The organism is Bifidobacterium sp. 2450 (genome assembly GCF_041900695.1).
Lineage (GTDB): Bacteria > Actinomycetota > Actinomycetes > Actinomycetales > Bifidobacteriaceae > Bifidobacterium > Bifidobacterium longum.
In genome coordinates, this window is sequence record NZ_JBHEEA010000003.1 from 74,425 (window position 1) to 92,440 (window position 18,016).

At 61.0% G+C, this 18,016-nt stretch carries 13 protein-coding genes; 2 read left to right on the plus strand and 11 right to left on the minus strand.

The window, feature by feature from the left end:
- Positions 1 to 11: 11 nt before the first annotated feature.
- The 10 genes from ACEUKI_RS01445 to ACEUKI_RS01490 all read right to left on the minus strand — a co-directional run bounded on the left by ACEUKI_RS01445 (position 12) and on the right by ACEUKI_RS01490 (position 12,283).
- Entirely contained in the window at positions 12 to 1,355 is a 1,344-nt protein-coding gene (locus tag ACEUKI_RS01445) for an HRDC domain-containing protein (protein ID WP_374156404.1), read from the minus strand.
- Entirely contained in the window at positions 1,352 to 1,990 is a 639-nt protein-coding gene (locus tag ACEUKI_RS01450) for a DUF3000 family protein (protein WP_374156405.1), read from the minus strand. The genes ACEUKI_RS01445 and ACEUKI_RS01450 overlap by 4 nt, the downstream gene beginning before the upstream one ends.
- Before the next feature lie 62 nt (positions 1,991 to 2,052).
- Complete coding sequence (pflA, locus tag ACEUKI_RS01455; RefSeq protein WP_011068217.1) at positions 2,053 to 2,934, minus strand: pyruvate formate-lyase-activating protein; 882 nt, start codon at positions 2,932 to 2,934, stop codon at positions 2,053 to 2,055.
- A gap of 109 nt (positions 2,935 to 3,043) precedes the next feature.
- Complete coding sequence (gene pflB / locus ACEUKI_RS01460; RefSeq protein ID WP_374156406.1) at positions 3,044 to 5,419, minus strand: formate C-acetyltransferase; 2,376 nt, start codon at positions 5,417 to 5,419, stop codon at positions 3,044 to 3,046.
- A 293-nt stretch (positions 5,420 to 5,712) separates the two neighbouring features.
- Positions 5,713 to 5,934, minus strand: coding sequence for a hypothetical protein (locus ACEUKI_RS01465; RefSeq protein ID WP_179133422.1), 222 nt, complete (start codon positions 5,932 to 5,934; stop codon positions 5,713 to 5,715).
- A 52-nt stretch (positions 5,935 to 5,986) separates the two neighbouring features.
- Positions 5,987 to 7,684 carry an NAD+ synthase gene (locus ACEUKI_RS01470; protein ID WP_374156407.1) on the minus strand — a complete coding sequence of 566 codons (1,698 nt, stop codon included), beginning with the start codon at positions 7,682 to 7,684 and terminating at the stop codon, positions 5,987 to 5,989.
- Between the two features lie 348 nt (positions 7,685 to 8,032).
- Complete coding sequence (locus ACEUKI_RS01475) at positions 8,033 to 9,184, minus strand: M20 family metallopeptidase (protein ID WP_115770287.1); 1,152 nt, start codon at positions 9,182 to 9,184, stop codon at positions 8,033 to 8,035.
- Positions 9,185 to 9,272: 88 nt separating this feature from the next.
- Entirely contained in the window at positions 9,273 to 9,959 is a 687-nt protein-coding gene (locus ACEUKI_RS01480; protein WP_007052047.1) for a methionine ABC transporter permease, read from the minus strand.
- Positions 9,956 to 11,170, minus strand: coding sequence for a methionine ABC transporter ATP-binding protein (locus ACEUKI_RS01485; protein WP_115770285.1), 1,215 nt, complete (start codon positions 11,168 to 11,170; stop codon positions 9,956 to 9,958). The genes ACEUKI_RS01480 and ACEUKI_RS01485 overlap by 4 nt, the downstream gene beginning before the upstream one ends.
- Positions 11,171 to 11,302: 132 nt before the next feature.
- Positions 11,303 to 12,283: a MetQ/NlpA family ABC transporter substrate-binding protein gene (locus ACEUKI_RS01490; protein WP_080784972.1), complete on the minus strand. Its 981-nt coding sequence runs from the start codon at positions 12,281 to 12,283 to the stop codon at positions 11,303 to 11,305.
- 200 nt (positions 12,284 to 12,483) lie between these two features.
- On the opposite strand from ACEUKI_RS01490, the gene ACEUKI_RS01495 reads away from it, so the two are divergent.
- Complete coding sequence (locus ACEUKI_RS01495) at positions 12,484 to 13,305, plus strand: Cof-type HAD-IIB family hydrolase (RefSeq protein ID WP_374156408.1); 822 nt, start codon at positions 12,484 to 12,486, stop codon at positions 13,303 to 13,305.
- A 121-nt stretch (positions 13,306 to 13,426) separates the two neighbouring features.
- Here ACEUKI_RS01495 and ACEUKI_RS01500 read toward each other — a convergent pair whose 3' ends face one another.
- Positions 13,427 to 15,904, minus strand: coding sequence for a phosphoketolase (locus ACEUKI_RS01500; RefSeq protein WP_080784974.1), 2,478 nt, complete (start codon positions 15,902 to 15,904; stop codon positions 13,427 to 13,429).
- A 445-nt stretch (positions 15,905 to 16,349) separates the two neighbouring features.
- Between ACEUKI_RS01500 and guaA the strand changes: the two genes are divergently transcribed.
- On the plus strand, positions 16,350 to 17,912 hold the full coding sequence (guaA, locus tag ACEUKI_RS01505) for a glutamine-hydrolyzing GMP synthase (RefSeq protein ID WP_374156409.1): 1,563 nt from the start codon (positions 16,350 to 16,352) through the stop codon (positions 17,910 to 17,912).
- Positions 17,913 to 18,016 lie beyond the last annotated feature (104 nt).

Genomic DNA, 18,016 nt, shown 5'->3' on the forward strand with positions numbered 1-18,016 from the left:
CTAATGACTCCTCAAAAGTCGTTATTTCTTACAGTTCTGCCGTAAGGCAACCTATACATGATAACGCCACTTACGGACGGTGCAATGAGTTTCACTTGCCAGTTCCTTGCGCCCTGCTCGATCAGGAACGTCTCGACGTCCACTTCCACCGGGTCTTCCACCCAGCACAGGTTGCGTAGGGCCTGTGGCTTGATGATCATCTCGGCCGGCGTGCGGGTGTCTTCGGCGATGCGGTTGATCACACGCCGTACCCGTTGCAGACGGTCATAACGCTCCGGATGGCGCTGCTGCCACAGCCGCATGGATCGGGGCGCGTTCACCACACCGTTTTCGTCCTGTTCGGGGGCGGGCATGGTAGGCCATTGGGTGGGCTTCAGGGCCATGGCTCGATCGATGGCCTGCTTCCAGACCTTCGGTTTGACCGCACGCTGAATCGGCGCGTACCGCTCGAACATTTTGTCCTGCTCGGTGCCGGTATGGATGCGCACACGCTCGTTCAGGGATCGGAGCGCGCGGAATTGGGCAGCATTGTGCGGCTTGTTGGTCGCCGCCTCGATGATTGATGAATCGGCCAATAATAGGCTGGGCGCAATATCGTATTGCCGGGCGAGTCGGTCGCGCTCCTCCCATAGGGATTTGGCGATGGCCAAGCCCCTTGGATCACGACTCAGCTGGGTGATGCGCGAGATACGCAGCCAAGGAATCGGATGCGGTTTGCGCGGGGCAAGGCCCGCAACCAAAGCGTGAGAGAACTCTTCAGCGGCCCACTCGTCCTTGCCTGCGACTTTCAGGTCACGAAGCATTATGGTTTCAAGTTCGATAAGCACCTCCACGTCGAGCGCCGCATAGTTGCGCCAGTCGCGCGGCAGCGGACGGTAGGACCAATCGGCGGCGGAATGCTCTTTGGCTAGCGTGATGCCGAGGTAGTGTTCGGTGACGGCGGCCAGACCGAAGCGGTGCAGGCCGAGCAATCGCGCCGCTATTTCCGTGTCGAACAGGGCTTTGGGTTTGAGCCCGATTTCGGCGAATCCGGGCAAGTCCATCAGAGAATCATGCAGAATCCACGTGGCGTCGCCCACGGCGTCATTGAATTCATTCCAATCAGCTCCGGCCCGGGTCAGGGCGACGGGATCAAGCAAGGCGATGCCTGCACCCTCACGTTTGCACTGAATCAGCCAATCCTCGTGTCCATAGCGGAAGCCGGACGCCCGTTCGGCGTCGGCGGCCAGCGAGCCCGTCGCCTCGGCCAGCGCATCGCAGACACGATGATAGTCGTCCAGCGTCGAAGTGACATCGGGCACTCCCCCGCGAGGCTCTTTCAGCAGTCGGGGTTCGGTGTCACGGACGTCACTCAACTGGCGTCATCCTCCTCAAAACGGATGGTGGATCTGATGAATGCGGCCCACGAGCGGACTTGTGCGCCGGCGTCCATAGTACCGTCCGGCCCGGTCCCGTCAAGCGGGGTCCATGAGACGCGAATCTCACACCCGGCGCTGGTGGAGCCGGCCATCGAGCCAAAAGCCGTGTTCTGGGTCACGGTGACCGTGCCGGATACCGAATCCGGCTCGATGCCGTCGAAATAGTCGCACATGTCATCCCAGTACATGCCGGGGGTCAGAGAATCGTTTTCGGCGGTTTCCAGCGGCAGTCGCGCGAACGACACGCAACGCCAGTTGGAATCCCAGTCAATGCGCAGCTCATGAGCATAAAGCATCATGATCCAGCCTGTGGCGATTCGTGATTCAGCATCGCTGCCAAGACCGGCGGAAAAGGCATCGCCGAGGGCATGCTCTCCCGCTTCGAATTCCACGCCGATACCATAATCGGCCAAGGTGGAAGGCACGGGAATCTCCCGATAGCGCACGTCATGGATGCGCTTCATGGTGCTGACGGATTCGACGGCTGCCCATACTTCATCCGGCACACCCTGAGGGCGCACGGGGCGTCCGTCGTTGGACTCTCCCGTAGGAAATGCGTAGATGTCGGCCATATCTCTAGGGTATGGGCGAACGGGCCGAATCGTGGTATTTACGCGCGGTTCGGCCCTGCAATTTAATACACGGTGAAGCCGTGGTCCTTGAACTGGTTGGCCACCCGTTCGCGGGTGGCGGCGTTGGGTCCCTTCTGGTTCTCCAGCGGGTATGGGATGCGCAGTTCGTGCCACTTCGGGCGGCCAAGCTGGTGGAATCCCAGCACGTCGATGTGTTCGACGGCATCGCCGAAGGACTCGCAGATCTTCGCCACGTTTTCGACGTTCTCTTCGGAGTCGGTCAGGCCCGGCACGAGCACAAATCGCACCCAGATCTTCTTGCCGGCCTTGGCCAGTCGCTGGCCAAAATCGATGGTGGGCTGCAAGGTGCCGCCGGTGACCTTGTGATAGGTCTCCTCGTCGCCGGATTTGACGTCGAGCAGACACAGGTCGATGTCCTCGAGCATCTCGTCGGTGTAATTCGTGTTGAGGAAGCCGGACGTGTCGAGGCAGGTGTGCACGCCCATCTCCTTGGCGGCATGGAACACACGCGAGACGAAGGCGGGCTGCATCATGGATTCGCCGCCGGAGAAGGTGATACCGCCATGCGTGGCCTTGAACAGGTCCTTGTAACGATCGACCTTCTTGATCATGGCGTCAAGGTAGACGGGCTTGCCGTCGCGCATCTTCCAAGTGTCCGGGTTCTGGCAGTACTGGCAGCGCAGCGGGCAGCCGGACATGAACACGGTCATGCGGGTGCCCGGTCCGTCCACGGAGGTGTTGATGTCCCAAGAGTGGACGAAGCCGATATCGCCGGATTTCAGGGCGGAAAGGCGGTCACGTCGGTCGAGTCCGATTGGGGATTCAAAGCCGGAAAGGCCGCCCATCAAAGTCTGCGAGGCATAGGTCTTCGATTCCTTGAGCATATGCCTGGTCGTGGTGCGGAACGTGGGTGTTGCGGGCATCGTTGTCCTCCTGTTCCAAATGATGCGAAAGTCTGTGGGAAATAAGGAAGGGGTGGAGCCGTGCCCCACCCCTTCAGTTAGTCATTGCCGCGGTTCGCGGGGTTGGTCATCAGTCGACGACGGCACCCTGGTGGAAGGTACGGGAGATGACGTCGAGCTGCTGCTCCTTGGTGAGCTTGACGAAGTTCACCGCGTAGCCGGAGACACGCACAGTCAGGTGCGGGTACTTTTCGGGGTGCTCGACGGCGTCCTCCATGGTCTCCTTGCGCAGAACGTTGATGTTCGCGTGGTAGAGGCCGTGGCCGTTGCCGGCGTCCAGGATGCCGACCAGGTTGCCGATGCGCTCGTCCTCGTCGCGGCCCAGGCCATCAGGGGTGATGGTGTTGGTCAGCGAGATGCCGTCAAGAGCGTCGTTGTAGTCGATCTTGCCGACGGAGAACATGGACGGCAGCATGCCGTGGGAGTCCATGCCGTTCTCCGGGTTGGCGCCCGGAGCGTACGGAGTGCCCTTCTTGTGGCGGGACGGGAAGGAACCGGTGTTCTTGCCGTACTCCACGTTGGAGGTGATGGTCAGGATGGACTGGGTCGGGACAGCACCACGGTAGACGGGCAGACGCTTGACCTGGCCCATCACAGTAGAGACAACCCACTTGGCGATGTCGTCGGCGCGATCGTCGTCGTTGCCGTAGACCGGGAACTCGCCCTCGGTGCGGTAGCCGACAACCAGATCGTCATCAGCGCCCTCGACGTACTCGTACTCATGGCCTTCGAGGTCCTTGGCTTCCTTGTTGTAGATCGGGTACACCTTGGCGTACTTGATGGCAGCCAGGGAGTCGGCGGCGATGGACAGACCGGACATACCGCAACCGAGGGTACGGTACACTTCCTTGTCGTGCAGAGCCATCTCGATGGACTCGTAGGCGTACTTATCGTGCATGTAGTGGATGATGTTCAGGGCTTCGACGTAAGTCTCGGACAGCCACTCGAGAGCCTTCTCGTAGTTGTTCTTGACCTTCTCGTAGTCCAGGGTGCCGTCGGCTTCCGGGGTGACCGGGTCGATGACGCCCTTGTTGATGACCTGCATGCCGGTCATCTCATCGCGGCCGCCGTTGACGGCGTACAGCAGGGCCTTGGCGGAGTTCACGCGAGCGGCGAAGAACTGCATCTGCTTGCCCACGCGCATCGGGGAGACGCAGCATGCGATGGCAGCGTCGTCGCCCCAGTGGTTACGAATTTCCTTGTCGGACTCGTACTGGATGGCGGAGGTGTCGATGGAGATCTTGGCGCAGAAGCGCTTGTAGCCTTCCGGCAGCTTCGGATCCCAGAAGATGGTGATGTTCGGCTCAGGGCCAGGTCCGAGGTGCTCAAGGGTCAGGGTGTTGAGCAGACGGAAGGAGGTCTTGGTGACCATCGGACGGCCATCGTCGCCGAAGCCGGCGTCGGACCAAGTCGCCCAGTACGGGTCGCCGGAGAAGATGTTGTCGTAGTCCTTGGTGCGCAGGAAGCGGACGATGCGCAGCTTCATGACGATGTTGTCGATGAGCTCCTGGGCGTCAGTCTCGGTAATCTTGCCGGCCTCGAGGTCGCGCTCGATGAAGCAGTCGAGGAAGGCGGAATTACGGCCGAAGGACATGGCAGCACCGTCCTGAGACTTGATGGAGGCCAGGTAGCCCATGTAGGTCCACTGCACGGCTTCCTGAGCGGTCTGAGCCGGGCGGGACAGATCCAGACCGTACTCGTTGCCGAGGTTGATGAGCTGCTTCAGAGCCTTGATCTGCTCGTCGTGCTCCTCGCGGAAGCGGATCCAGTGCTCAATCTCCGGCTCGGTGAAGTCGTTGCGGTACGGGATGGAGTCCTTGTCGCGCTTCTTGAATGCGATCAGCTTGTTGACACCGTACAGGGCAACACGACGGTAGTCGCCGATGATGCGGCCACGGCCGTAGGCATCCGGCAGACCGGTGAGGATCTTGTTGTGGCGGGCGACCTTGATGTTCTTGGTGTAGACGCCGAACACGCCGTCATTGTGGGTCTTGCGGTACTTGGTGAAGATCTTCTTGATCTCCGGATCCGGCTCCCTGCCGGCTTCCTTGATGGCCTGCTCGACCATACGCCAGCCGCCGTTCGGCATCATGGCGCGCTTGCAGGGCACGTCGGTCTGCAAGCCGACGACCACGTTGTCGACTTCCGGGGAGTCGATGTAGCCGGCCGGGAAGGCATCGATGCCAGCCGGGGTGTGGGTGTCCACGTCGTAGACGCGCTGCTTGCGCTCCACGGCCAGGTAGTTGTCGTCGAGGTACTTCCACAGGTGCTTGGTCTTCTCGGTGGCAGGAGCCAGGAATGTCTCGTCGCCCTCGTACGGGGTGTAGTTCTTCTGGATGAAGTCGCGGACGTCAACATCCTTCTGCCAGTTGCCCTCGGTGAAGCCGGCCCACGCCTTGGCGTCGAGCTCCTCCTGGGAGACAGCTGCATTTTCCACTGCGGTCATGTCACTCCTTAAATGGGGTTGTAGGTTTCGCATCTTCACGGAACTCTTGCTTCACTAGTGTAGTTTGCACAGTCTTGAGAAAAACTGAAATTGGGAGTGAGCTATCTCACATTCTTCTGTGAGCGCTATCATTCCAATGGTTTCTAGCGTTTGCGGGCCTTATTATGGCCCATTGGACAAGAAAAAACCGCTCATGTCTCGCTGTGAGCATGAGCGGTTTCCCAACAATCGGACAATCGCCCCGCACTCGTCCGTCCTGACGGGCGGTGCGGGGCGCAACGGGAGGTCATAGGTCAGTCGTCTTCCTGTTGCGCCGACCTCACCCCGTAGTTCTTCCAGCGCCGGTTCTCTTCCTCCCATTTGGCGTTGCGATCCACGACGATATCCCAAGCGTGTTCGGCGTCCTCCTTGGTCTTATACGGCCCCATGCGCTGTTCGATCGGTGAGACCATGCCCAACTCGGCCTGCTTCTTGACGGTGTTGAAATACCACTGCTTCTTGTTATCGTCTGTCATTGGTACCTCCTCAACGGTATTACTTGCTCCCGCTGGCGGGAGCAATATATGTTTATTCCCTGAACGCGTTGGTGACGGGCAGGCGGCGGTCGCGGCCGAACGCGAGGGCCGTGACCTTCGGTCCCAGCGGGTATTGGCGGCGCTTCCATTCGGCGCGGTCCACCAATCGCATCACGGTGTCTACGGTGACCTGGTCGAAGCCGTCGGCTAACAGGTCGGCACGGCCGTGCGCGTGCTCGATGTATGCGGCGAGCACCTTGTCGAGCAGCGCGTATTCGGGCAGGGAGTCGGAGTCCTCCTGCCCGGGGCGCAACTCGGCCGAGGGTGCCTTCTCGATGGAGGAGACCGGAATCATCACGCCGTCCTCCAACGGGATGCCGGCGTTGCCGTCCTCATTGCCCACTATCTTGAGCCCGCCGATGCCGACGCCTGCGGCCGCGGCCTTGTTACGCCAACGGCTGATCTCCCAGACACGGGTCTTGAGCAGGTCCTTGATGGGCGCGTAGCCGCCTACCGCATCGCCGTAGATGGTCGAGTAGCCGCAGGCGAGCTCTGACTTGTTGCCGGTGGCCACGGCGAGCAGGCCGCGAGAATTGGAACTGGCCATCACGATCACACCGCGGATGCGGGCCTGCAGGTTCTCGGCGGAGACGCCATCAAGGTCAAGTTGCTGTTGGTAGGCGTTGAACAATGGCTCAATGGGCTGGACCTCGTAATGGGCACCGATGTTGGAGGCCAAATCGGCGGCGTCGTCTTTGGAACCATCGGAGGAGTACATGGAAGGCATGGAGATGCCCCAGACGTTCTCGCCGCCGCATGCGTCGGCCGCCATGGCGGCTACCAGTGCGGAGTCGATGCCTCCTGAAAGGCCCAGCGTCACGCCGGTGAAGTGGTTCTTGGCCATGTAGTCCTTGAGGCCGAGCACGCAGGCGGTGTATACCTCTTCGTCCGGGTCGAGTTCCGGAACGATCTCAGCCCTGGCCTGATGTTCGGCGGCGGAATCGAAGTCCCAGAACGTCAGGTTTTCCATGAACATCGGGCTGCGTTCGATAAGCGTGCCGTCGGCGTCGACCACGAAGCTGCCGCCGTCGAAGACGAGGTCGTCTTGACCGCCGACCTGATTCAGGTAGATGACCGGGGCGTTAACCTCGGCGGCACGACGCTGGGCGAGCTCGAAACGGGTGTTGGTCTTGCCTTCCTCATACGGCGAGCCGTTGATGGTGAGCAGCAGGTCGATGTTCTTGGTGGCCAGGTCGGCCACCGGGCCGCCGTCCTGCCAGATGTCCTCGCAGATGGCCACGCCAATGGTGGCGCCGTCCACGTCGAGGGTCACGGAGCGGTCGCCAGCGGAGAAGATGCGGAATTCATCGAACACGCCGTAGTTGGGCAGGAAGTGCTTGTCGTAGCCAGCCCAGACCACGCCCTGGTGCAAGACCACCAGTCGGTTGCGCGGCTTGGATGTCTTGCGGTCGGTGCCCACGGTGCCGACCACCACGAACAGATCGCCGAGGCCGTCGTCGTTGAGCTGGGTGGCGAGTTCGTTGGCCTTGTCCCATGCGGCTTGGCGGAAGGTGCGGCGCAGGGCCAGATCCTCGATGGGGTATCCGGTGAGGGTCATTTCCGAGAAGACGACCACCTGGGCGTTTCCTGCGGCGGCTTTACGGGAGTAGTCGAGCACCTTGGCGGCGTTGGCGTCGAGCGCGCCGACGCAGGTGTCGATTTGGGCGAGTGCGAAGCGAAGCTGTGTCATAGCTCCTTAGTGTAGCCGCGTATGGCGTCGGATTGCCCGTTCTTCCGGCTCGGCGCCATTCATTAGGTCGTTTTTGCATTCATTAGGTCATTGCAATGCGATATCGGTTGTTGCAATGACGCGATTCCAACAACCGGTATCGCCGCTCACCGACCTAATGAACGACGAATCGACCTAATGAACGAATGCCACTCCCTTCAGTCAGCTTCGCTGATAGCTCGTCCTGCACTTATGGACGGGCGAGGCCCGCGCATATCTGGTTCGGCTGTCGCCTCACCTTCGGCTACAGACAGCCCACTGGGCTGTCTGCCTAACGCCTCAGCCTCCAGAGGGGAGCCAGAAAAGGATTTACCTCAGCTCGTTGAGCACGCGCAGAGCGGTGTTGACGTAGAAGTTGACGAAGGTGGGAATGGATTCGTCGAGACCCACGAAATGCGGGCTATGCCAGTCGGCGCAACCTTCCTGGCCGTTTGACCCGACGAACGCGAACACCGGCAACGTCACCTTGGCGAATTCGCAGAAGTCCTCCCCCGCCATCGACTGACGTATCGGTTCGAGCTGCGCGTAGTCGTTGACATCCGCCGCCACGGCCTTGGCAAGACCTGGATCGGAGACCAGCGGGTCTTGAAAGTCATCCCAGACCACGTCGGCGCTGATGCCGTATGCCTCGGCGGTGTGTTCCACCACTTCCTTGAATCGGCGGCCGACCAGATTGCCATCCGACTTGTGGAAATAGCGCACAGTCCCTTGGAATCCGGCTTCGGCGGGCACCACGTTCCACACATGGCCGCCGTGCACTTCGGTAACGGACAGCACCAGCGGGTGGAAGGGCGTGACGTTGCGGCTCACGATGGTCTGCAGGCTCAGAATAATACTGGCGAGTGCTTCGATGGGCCCGGTGCCCTTGTACGGGTAGCCGGCGTGGGTGCCTTGGGCGTGGAGGGTCACGCGGAATTTCACGCAGCCGGCCATCATCGGCTCAACGCCGATGGCCAGCTGGCCGGGCGCATAGTTGGGGTTGTTGTGCGTACCGATAATGGCTTCGACGTCATCCACGAGTCCGGCGTCGATCATGGCGCGAGCGCCTTGGCCGGTCTCCTCACTCGGCTGGAACAGAATCTTGATTGAGCCGGCGAACTTGTCACGGTGCTCGGCGAGCCAGAAGGCGGCACCGAGCAGACCGGTCATGTGCAGGTCGTGGCCGCAGCCGTGCATCACGCCTCCATTGACGGAGCTGAACTCCAGTCCGGAGTCTTCCACGATGGGCAGGCCGTCGATGTCAGCGCGCAGCCCGATACGCGGCCCGGGACCGGCCTCGCCCTGAATGAGCCCCACAACACCAGTCTCCAGCGGATTGTGCAAGATCTCGATGCCGTGCGCCTTGAGCTGGTCGGTCAGATAGATGCTGGTGCCGAATTCACGGAAACTACGCTCCGGATGGGCGTGCAGGTAGTGGCGGATGGTGATGAGTTCGTGGTCGATGTCGATATGTTCACTCATGGTTCCCGATTCTAGTAGCGCGAAGAATATATTGCGGCCCTCGCTCCATATTGGCGAGGGCCGCTATCTATGGGGTCAGTATGCCTTGTTATTGCTGGCGTTTGAGCAGTCGTTTGGCGATGGCGTTGGCGATGCCCTGCACCACCTGGACCAGTACGATCATGATGATCACGGCCGTCCAGGTGACGGTCTGGTCGAACTTCTGGTAGCCGTAGGCGATGGCGAAGTTACCGAGACCGCCACCGCCGATGTAGCCGGCCATGGCAGACATGTCGAGCACGCCGATGAACAGGAAGGCGTAGGCCAGGATCAGCGGTGCCAGGGCTTCGGGGATGAGCACGGTGCGGATGATGGTGAGCTTGCCGGCACCCATCGAACGCGCGGCCTCGATTACTCCCGGGTCGACCGGCACGAGATTCTGCTCGACCAGACGAGAAGTGGCGAAGGTGCACATGACCACCATCGGGAAGATGGCGGCCACGGTGCCGATGGACGTGCCGACCACGACGATGGTGAGCGGCTGCATGGCTGCCAGGAAAATGATGAACGGAATCGGGCGCACGATGTTGACGATGATGTCAAGGATGCGGTAGACGACCGCGTTCTCGAACAGGTTGCCGGGGCGGGTGCCATAGAGCACCACGCCGAGGATCAGGCCGAGGAATCCGCCGATGACGAGGGTGACGAGCACCATGGTCAGGGTCTGGCCAATGGATTCGAACAGTAGCGGGCGCAGCACGTTCCAGTCGCTACGCGGGTTGGCGAGGATGATCATGCGTTGTCTCCTTCATGTGCGGCGGCGGATACAGCGGGCGCGGTGGATACAGAGGCAGTATCGGCCGCCAGCGGGTCATAGGATCGGTCTTCGGCGTAGGCGGCGTGTCCAGCGACCGCGTCGGCGTAAGCCACAGGCTTTGCGGCGGTGCCGAAGTCGATGACGTCGCTATTGACGGCGAGCTCGCGCAGGAATTCGTCCACATGCCAGCCGGGCCCGTTGAATTCGTAGGTGATGGCACCGATGGCGGTACCTTTGACCGTGTCGATACCGCCGTAGAGCAGGCTGGATTCAACGCCGTATTTGGCGATGAGTCCGGAGATATTCTGTCCGGATGCCTTGAGTTCATGGCCTTGGGTGCCGGAAACGTCCTTTTGGCGGATAAGCACGGTGACAATGCGGCCCGACCATTCGTGATGCAATCGCTCGACCCGGTCTTCCTCGGGCAGGCCAGACAATGCGGTGGCGATGAATCGCTTGGTCACCGGCTGCTGGGGTGCAGCGAACACGTCGTATACGTCGCCGGATTCGACCACGCGTCCGGCGCTCATTACGGCCACGCGGCCGGCAATCTGCTGGACCACGTTCATCTGATGGGTGATAAGCACAATGGTGATGCCGAATTCCTCGTTCACACGCTTGAGCAAGGCCAGCACTTCGGTGGTGGTTTCCGGATCGAGCGCGCTGGTGGCTTCGTCGGCGAGCAGAATCTCCGGATTAGTGGCCAGTGCGCGGGCGATGCCGACGCGCTGCTTCTGGCCGCCGGACAGCTGCGAAGGGTATTTGTTTGCGTGCTCACTGAGGCCCACGAATTCAAGGAGTTCGTTGACACGACGATCCTGATAGTCCTTGCGCCAGTGATCGAGTTGCAGCGGGTAGGCGATGTTCTGGGCCACGGTTTTGGTGGAGAACAGGTTGAACTGCTGGAAAATCATGCCGATTTTCTGGCGGATGGGCCGCAGCTTGGTCTCACTCAGAGAGGTGATATCAGTGCCAAGCACGGTCACAGTGCCGGAGGTGGGTCGTTCGAGCGCGTTGATAAGCCGGACCAGTGTGGATTTGCCTGCACCGGAATAGCCGATGATGCCGAAGATGTCGCCGCGATCGATGGTCAGGCTGACGTCATCCACGGCTCGTGCGATGTTCGCGCCGCGTCCGCGTGTTTTGAATTCCTTCACGACATGGTCGAAGGTGATGATGGGGTCGCTCATAGTGCTCCCTGATGCTGGTTGTTGGTGTCCGGTCACGGAAGCGGAGCGAATCCCGATTGTTGGCTCGGGTACTCGTTCCGCTTGGTGGTAATGGCTATGGATAGGTTAGTCGTGCACTCGTATCAGCACGGCTCACTGCTGGGCTTTGGCGTCCTTCTCAATGTCGGACAGGAAGCCTTGCAGCTCGCTGGCGCTGAACTTGTCGGCGAACACCGCGGTACCGCCGGAGTTCTCCTGCAGGGCGTCGAGCACATCTTTCTGCTGGTAGATGGAAACGAGCTTCTTGTAGGTCTCGTTGTTCACGTCCGCCTTGCGGGCCACCCACACGTTGATGTAGGGGCGAGCTTCTTCGGATTCGGCGTCATCCTGGTAGATGGCGTCCTTCGGGTCGAGACCGGCGTCGGCCACGTAGTCGTTGTTGATCACACCAGCGGCGATGGTCGGGTCCTTCAGGGTGGTGGCCACCTGTTCGGCCTTGAGCGGGGTGACCTTGACCTTGCTCTTGGCTTCGTTGATGTCGGCCGGGGTGGAGAAGGCGGTCCAGTCGCCCTTGAGCGTCACGAGACCGGCGGCCTTGAGCACGCCGATAGCGCGAGCCTGGTTGGTTTCGTCGTTCGGAATGGTGACGGTGTCGCCCTGCTTCAGGTCCTTGATGTCCTTGACCTTGGTGGAGTACACGCCGAGCGGGTAGATGGCGGTGCCGCCGATGGGCTGCAGGTCCTTCTTGTTGCTCACGTTGTAGTTGGCCAAGTAGAGCAGGTGCTGGAATTCGTTGAGGTCCAGCTCGCCGGAGTCAAGGGCCGGGTTTTCGGAGGTGTAGTCCTGGAAGTCGACGATGTCGACGTAGATGCCGGCCTTCTCGGCGTCCTGCTTGAACTTGACCCATTCGGGGTTGGTAGCGCCGACCACGCCGATCTTGACCGGGTTGCCCTTGCTGCCCTTGGCGGACGACTCGTTGGCACCGGCAAACGCGCGGTAGCCGAAGAACGCGGCCACGGCGATAATCGCCACGACCACGATGGTGATGATGACGTTGCGGGCGGTGTGGTTCACACGCACCGGCTCGTTATTGTTAGGAGCGGCCGGAGTTGCCGGCTGGGTTGCTGCGGTCATTGGATTTCCTCTCTCCAAAACCGATGTCGGGTAACACCATAACGCGCTTGAACCGCGAAAGTGGCGGAAATGGCCGATTGCCATATAGGTGTCTTTTATGGCGCGCATGCAATGTCCGGGATTCGTGCGTTTGATAACCCGCTATAGGCGTGCCGAACACGCCGGAAAGCACGTCGAGAGGGGCTTTGACAATGGAAACTATGACTACCGATACCGCCAATGCCGATATCCGAGCCGTATTCTTCGATATCGATGGCACGCTCACCAGTTTCACGACCCATACGGTGCCGGATTCCACAATCGAGGCGATTCACCGGCTGCAGGCCGCAGACGTCAAGGTGCTGATTTGCACGGGCCGAGCGCCTTCACAGATGCACGTGGTGCTGGATACCATGCCGGTGACGTTCGATGGCGTGGTGGCGTTCAATGGGCAGTATTGCTTTGATGACACCGGCTTCTTTGCCTCGCAGGCCTTGGATACTGCTGATATTGAGGTGATTCTCGACTGGCTGGACCGTCACCCCGATGTGGTGTGCAATTTCGGTGAGAAGGATTACGTGTACTTCAACCAGTCCAATGATCTGCTTCGCGCCACGTGGAGCAAACTGGGCAAAACCGCACCGACCCGGTATTTTGAGGACCCACGCACCCGCGCGCTGGATCATGAGACTTTCCAGATCAGTCCCTTTGTCAGGCCCGAGTTGGAGGCCGAACTGGTGGGACTGTGCAGCAATGTGCGCGGGGTGCGTTGGCATCCGGATTTCACGGATCTGATTCCGGCCGATGGTGGCAAGCCGCGCGGCATCCAGCGGTTCATGGCGCATTACGGCATCACGCGCGAGCAGACCATGGCCTTCGGCGATGGCGGCAATGACACGGATATGCTCGCCTACGCCGGCATCGGGATCGCGATGGGCAATGCGGCCGCCGAGCCCAAGGCCGCCGCCGACTACATCACTGACGATGTGGACCACGACGGTGTGCGCAATGCCCTGCTGCATTTCGGGGTGCTACGCGATTAAAACATCACAACAGTTCGCTTTGTTCTGCCCCGCCGTGACAGGGCTTATGAATAAGCAAAGGGCTCGGGACGAATCCCGAGCCCTTTGGTGTTAGCGAACTAACAACACCGTGGAGGTGTTATCACTCGTTGTCGCCAGCGGTAGCGGCGGTAGCGGTGACGGCACCCTTCTTGTCGGTGTTCACGCCGGAGTACACCCAGTCGGTGTAGTCCGGGTGGTCGTAGCCGTTGTCGACGGCGAACTGGAAGGCCTCATCACGGAACTTCTCGAGCTCGTCGATCTTGTCGGCGTACTTGTCGGCGTCGATCATGCGCAGAGCCTCAGCGGTCAGCTCGTAGCGGTCGATGCGGTTGACACGAACCATGTCGTACGGGGTGGTGGTGGAGCCCTCCTCCTCGTAGCCGTGGACGTTGAAGTTGTCGTGGTTCGGACGGTCGTAGATCAGGCCACGCACGTCGTGAGCGTAGGAGTGGTACGCGAACAGCACCGGCTTGTCGGCGGTGAAGATGTCGGCGAACTCCTCGTCGGTCAGAGCCTCGTCGTTCTCCTTGGCGGACTGCAGGGAGAGCAGGTCGGCAACGTTCACAACCTTGAACTTGACGCCCAGTTCCTTCAGCCTGTCGGAAGCAGCCATGATCTCCTGAGTCGGGACATCGCCGGCGGCGGCAAGCACGACCTCGGCCTCATCGTTGTTCTTGGCGGTGGAAGCCCAATCCCAGGCGGCGGCACCCTTCTCGAGCTCGGCACGAGCCTCGTCCAGGGTCAGCCAGGTGGCAGCAGGCTGCTTACCAGCGATGATGGCGTTGATCTTGTTGGTGGACTTGTAGCACTTCTCGGCGATGGCCAGCAGCATGTTCGCATCGGTGGCGAAGTAGATGCCGATGACGTGGTCGTTGTGGAAGCACTTGTTCAGCAGGACGGAGGTGACACCCGGGTCCTGGTGGGAGAAGCCGTTGTGGTCCTGACGCCAAACGTGGGAGGAGACCAGCAGGTTCATGGAGGCGATCGGCTTGCGCCACGGAATCTCGCGGACGGTAGCCTCAAGCCACTTGGCGTGCTGGTTCAGCATGGAGTCGATCACGTGGACGAAGGACTCGTAGGAGCTCCAGATGCCGTGACGACCGGTCAGCAGGTAGGCCTCGAGGAAGCCTTCCATCTGGTGCTCGGACAGCTGCTCAACGACCTGGCCGGAGACGTGCATGTGCTCGTCGACCTCGTCGGAGATGTAGCCGGCATCCCACTGCTTGTTGGTGACTTCGTAGGAAGCCTGCAGACGGTTGGAAGCGGTCTCATCCGGTCCGAAGATGCGGAAGTCGCGCGGGTTGTTCTTGATGATGTCGCGAGTGTAGACACCCAGGGTACGGGTGGCCTCGAGCTGGCCCCAGCCGTGACCGTACTCAGCCACTTCCTTGACCTCGTAGTCTTCGAGGTTCGGCAGCTTCAGGTCGTTGCGGATCACACCACCGTTGGCGTTCGGGTTGGCACCGATACGCAGCTCGCCCTTCGGCATGAAGGCAAGGACGTCGTCCTTGACAGCGCCGTTGGCGTCGAACAGCTCTTCCGGCTTGTAGGACTCGAGCCAGTTCTTGAGAACCTCGAAGTGGGCCTCGGTGTCGCGGGCGGAAGCCAGCGGCACCTGGTGGGAACGCCAAGAGCCCTCGGTCTTCTTGCCGTCGATGTACTTCGGGCAGGTCCAGCCCTTCGGGGTGCGGAAGATCAGCATCGGGTAGAACGGACGGTGCACGTTGTCGGTCTGAGCGGTGGCCTTGATGTCGCAGATCTCGTCCCAGATGGTCTCCCACAGCTCGGCGAAGCGACGGTGGATGGACATGTGGTCCTCATCATCGAAGCCAGCGACGAACTCGTAGGGCTCGTACCCCATGCCGTGGAAGAACTCGTGGAGCTCTTCGTCGGAGATGCGGGACAGGATGGTCGGGTTGGCGATCTTGTAGCCGTTGAGGTGCAGGATCGGCAGCACGATACCGTCGGTGCGCGGGTTCACGAGCTTGTTGGACTGCCAACCGGTAGCCAGCGGGCCGGTCTCAGCCTCGCCGTCGCCGACGATGGCCGGGACGAACAGGCTCGGGTTGTCCATGATGGCGCCGTAAGCGTGGGACAGAGCGTAACCCAGCTCACCACCCTCGTGGATGGAGCCCGGGGTCTCCGGAGCGAAGTGGGACGGAATACCGCCCGGGTAAGAGAACTGACGGAAGAACTTCTGCAGACCAGCTTCGTCCTTGGTGATCTTCGGGAAGGTCTCGGTGTAGGTGCCGTCCAGGTAGGACTGGGAGGTACCGGCCGGGCCACCGTGGCCCGGGCCCATGATGATCACGGTGTTCTGGCCGTGGTCAGCAATGAAACGGTTGATGTGGCCGATGAGGAAGTTCAGGCCAGGGGTAGTGCCCCAGTGGCCCACCAGACGGTGCTTCACATCTTCGCGGGTGAAGGGCTCCTTCATCAGCGGGTTGGAACGCATATAAATCTGGCCGATGGAAAGGTAGTTGGCAACGCGCCAGTACTTGTCAACGCCTTCGAGGGCTTCCTCGGAAACCGGAGCGTTGAGCTTCTTCCAAGGGGTGCCAATAACAGGACTCGTCATGTGTACTCCTGTACTCCTGCACGTGATCGTGCGATTGATTATTTCTGTTCGGTCACGGTCCCTGACCCTTGCGGTGCCAAGGTTTTCCGTTCCCAATCAATCGTCATGGTACGAGGACAACGCGACTTTTGAACGATTTCTTGCGGGTGTGTTCGAAATTGTTGCGGATATTTCAGTATTTGTGCGGTTCGACTGACCGTTTGTCAACATTAGTTTTTTCAGCTAACTTTTTCAAAACGGCGGAAGCATGCGGAAATTCAGCATTTGGCTAGAACAGCGCACGTTCGATTTCCCATGTTCGAAATCGGCGTGTTGTCCGACTACAGGCATGTAGTTTGTTCGATTTACGCACATAGTCTCCGCGTGTCGGCCTTGTCGCCTTGACCGGTGATAATCAGGGGTGTTCAGCCCACGTAAAATTCCAATGAACGTTAGGGGAATATCAATGGCAAACGGTCCTGTGCTTGTCGTCGACTTCGGCGCCCAGTACGCCCAGCTCATCGCCCGCCGCGTGCGCGAAGCAGGCGTGTACTCCGAGCTGGTCCCTCATTCCATGCCGGTTGACGAGATCCTAGCCAAGGATCCGAAGGCGATTATTCTGTCCGGCGGCCCGGCCTCCGTGTTCGAGCCCAGCGCGCCGACCATAGACACTAAGGTATTCGAATCCGGTGTTCCGGTGCTTGGTATCTGCTACGGCTTCCAGGTCATGGCCTATGAGCTCGGCGGCAAGGTGGATAAGGCCGCTCTCGGCGAATACGGCAAGACCTCAGCCACCATCGGCGACGCCGACGGCATCCTCGCCGACTCCCCCGCCGAGCAGACCACGTGGATGAGCCACGGTGTGGCGGTCGAACAGGCCCCGGCCGGCTTCGAAGTGCTGGCCCACACCGAAGGCGCGCCCGTGGCCGCCATGGCGGACGAATCCCGCAAGCTCTATGGTGTGCAGTGGCACCCGGAAGTCAAGCACTCCCCGCTTGGCCAGAAGCTTATCGAAAACTTCCTGCACCGTTGCGCCGCGCTGCCCAACGACTGGGACGCCTCCTCGATTATCGAGGATCAAGTCAAGAAGATCCGCGAGCAGGTCGGCGACGCCGAGGTGATCTGCGGCCTGTCCGGCGGCGTTGACTCCGCCGTGGCCGCCGCCCTCGTGCACAAGGCCATCGGTGACCAGCTCACCTGCGTGTTCGTGGACCACGGCCTGCTGCGCAAGGGCGAAGTCGAGCAGGTCAAGCACGACTTCGTCGCCGCGACCGGCATCCGCCTCATCACCGTCGACGCCGCCGACGACTTCCTCGACGCCCTCGCAGGCGTCTCCGAGCCGGAGCGCAAGCGCAAGATCATCGGCGAGAAGTTCATCCGCACCTTCGAGAAGGCCCAGCGCCAGGTCCTCGAAGAGGCCGGCGCCCGCGGCAAGGAGGTCAAGTTCCTCGTGCAGGGCACGCTCTACCCGGACGTCGTCGAATCCGGCGGCGGCGACGGCGCGGCCAACATCAAGAGCCACCACAACGTCGGCGGCCTGCCCGAGGATCTCAAGTTCGAACTCGTCGAGCCGCTGCGCACCCTCTTCAAGGACGAGGTGCGCGCCATCGGCACCGAGCTCGGCCTGCCCGACGAGATCGTCTGGCGCCAGCCGTTCCCGGGCCCGGGCCTCGGCATCCGCATCGTCGGCGAGATCACGCGCGAACGCCTCGCCGTGCTGCGCGAGGCCGACGCCATCGCCCGCGAGGAGCTCACCCGCGCCGGCCTCGACCGCGACATCTGGCAGTGCCCCGTCGTGCTGCTCGCCGACGTCCACTCCGTCGGCGTGCAGGGCGACGAGCGCACCTACGGCTCGCCGATCGTCCTGCGCCCGGTCAGCTCGGAGGACGCCATGACCGCCGACTGGTCGCGTCTGCCCTACGACGTGCTCGCCACGATCTCCACGCGCATCACCAACGAATGCCGCCAGATCAACCGAGTCGTCCTCGACTGCACCTCCAAGCCGCCGGCGACCATCGAATGGGAGTAAGCCGATAGGGCTTTGACCTGCTCTTTTGAGTGCCGTGGTGTACCGCTGAGTTTCGTTTCGTATGCGACTCATGACAAAGCCACCAGCGGCATCGGTGAGCAAAT

Excerpts from the sequence above, each read along its gene's own strand:
- ACEUKI_RS01450 (WP_374156405.1), bottom strand. The coding sequence starts at position 1,990 with ATGGCCGACATCTACGCATTTCCTACGGGAGAGTCCAACGACGGACGC.
- pflB (WP_374156406.1), bottom strand. The coding sequence starts at position 5,419 with ATGACCGCAGTGGAAAATGCAGCTGTCTCCCAGGAGGAGCTCGACGCC.
- pflA (WP_011068217.1), bottom strand. The coding sequence starts at position 2,934 with ATGCCCGCAACACCCACGTTCCGCACCACGACCAGGCATATGCTCAAG.
- ACEUKI_RS01475 (WP_115770287.1), bottom strand. The coding sequence starts at position 9,184 with ATGAGTGAACATATCGACATCGACCACGAACTCATCACCATCCGCCAC.
- ACEUKI_RS01485 (WP_115770285.1), bottom strand. The coding sequence starts at position 11,170 with ATGAGCGACCCCATCATCACCTTCGACCATGTCGTGAAGGAATTCAAA.
- ACEUKI_RS01490 (WP_080784972.1), bottom strand. The coding sequence starts at position 12,283 with ATGACCGCAGCAACCCAGCCGGCAACTCCGGCCGCTCCTAACAATAAC.
- ACEUKI_RS01495 (WP_374156408.1), top strand. The coding sequence starts at position 12,484 with ATGACTACCGATACCGCCAATGCCGATATCCGAGCCGTATTCTTCGAT.
- ACEUKI_RS01465 (WP_179133422.1), bottom strand. The coding sequence starts at position 5,934 with ATGACAGACGATAACAAGAAGCAGTGGTATTTCAACACCGTCAAGAAG.
- ACEUKI_RS01480 (WP_007052047.1), bottom strand. The coding sequence starts at position 9,959 with ATGATCATCCTCGCCAACCCGCGTAGCGACTGGAACGTGCTGCGCCCG.
- ACEUKI_RS01470 (WP_374156407.1), bottom strand. The coding sequence starts at position 7,684 with ATGACACAGCTTCGCTTCGCACTCGCCCAAATCGACACCTGCGTCGGC.
- guaA (WP_374156409.1), top strand. The coding sequence starts at position 16,350 with ATGGCAAACGGTCCTGTGCTTGTCGTCGACTTCGGCGCCCAGTACGCC.
- ACEUKI_RS01500 (WP_080784974.1), bottom strand. The coding sequence starts at position 15,904 with ATGACGAGTCCTGTTATTGGCACCCCTTGGAAGAAGCTCAACGCTCCG.